We start from the raw sequence: 773 nt of genomic DNA on the forward strand, positions 1-773 counted from the left end.
TTGTTGCGTAGTGCTTGGTGACCAGGACGGCTGGGGCACCAATAGGTTGTCAAAGGCCGAGTCGATTTTGGGGACTGGGATGTCCCAAAATCTATCACGAGGTCGAAGACACGCTTGGCCGGTTTCGATGATGTCGCAGTGGTGGGTGATGCGGCCGAGCATGGCGGTCGTCATCTTGGCATTGGTAAAGACCTGCACCCATTCGGAGAAGGATAGATTGGTGGTGATGATCAGACTGGTGCGTTCATAGAGCTGGCTGACCAGGTGTAACAGCAAAGCACCGCCAGACTCCGGGAACGGCAGATACCCCGGTTCATCGAGGATCACCAGATCCACGACATTGAAGAAGCGAACCCGCTGGCCACGATGGATCACCGCAATGCCCAGGGCCGTGGCCAGGTGGTTTTTCCTCGTGCCGGTACCGCCTACCAGGGGTAGTGACCGGGTAGCTGCGATAACCGCCAACTTTTAAGCAGCCACTTCATCAATGGGCAATCTCGTGTCAAAATCTATCACGAGGCCGAAGACACGCTTGATTTCCGGTTCATTGCCGGCATAGGTGTTCAGCAATGCCTGGGCCTGCTGTTTACTGTGCGGGCGCAGCAGATCCATGAGTGCAATCCTGGCTCCGGGGCCGGCATATTTTAGCAGGGTTTATTATGCGGATCGGCTACGCGAGAGTTTCGACCCAGGATCAGAACCCCGATCTCCAGCTGGATGCACTGAAGAAGGCTGGTTGCGAAGAGATTTTTCAGGAGAAGTTTTCCGGCAAG

General features: G+C 55.5%; 2 protein-coding genes and 1 pseudogene. 1 reads left to right on the forward strand and 2 read right to left on the reverse strand.

The window, feature by feature from the left end; genetic code table 11:
• Window positions 1-102 precede the first annotated feature (102 nt).
• Both ACOCD2_RS23455 and ACOCD2_RS23460 read right to left on the reverse strand, forming a co-directional pair.
• Window positions 103-456, reverse strand: a pseudogene (locus tag ACOCD2_RS23455) (ATP-binding protein); the annotation flags it as partial.
• A 12-nt stretch (window positions 457-468) separates the two neighbouring features.
• Entirely contained in the window at window positions 469-612 is a 144-nt protein-coding gene (locus tag ACOCD2_RS23460; protein ID WP_293650789.1) for a hypothetical protein, read from the reverse strand.
• Window positions 613-659: 47 nt separating this feature from the next.
• On the opposite strand from ACOCD2_RS23460, the gene ACOCD2_RS23465 reads away from it, so the two are divergent.
• Window positions 660-773 (forward strand): recombinase family protein (locus ACOCD2_RS23465; protein WP_293675304.1); only part of this gene is annotated, 114 nt, incomplete at its 3' end.

Origin of the sequence: Thiolapillus sp. (assembly GCF_048562965.1) — a bacterium.
Lineage (GTDB): Bacteria > Pseudomonadota > Gammaproteobacteria > Chromatiales > Chromatiaceae > Thiolapillus > Thiolapillus brandeum_A.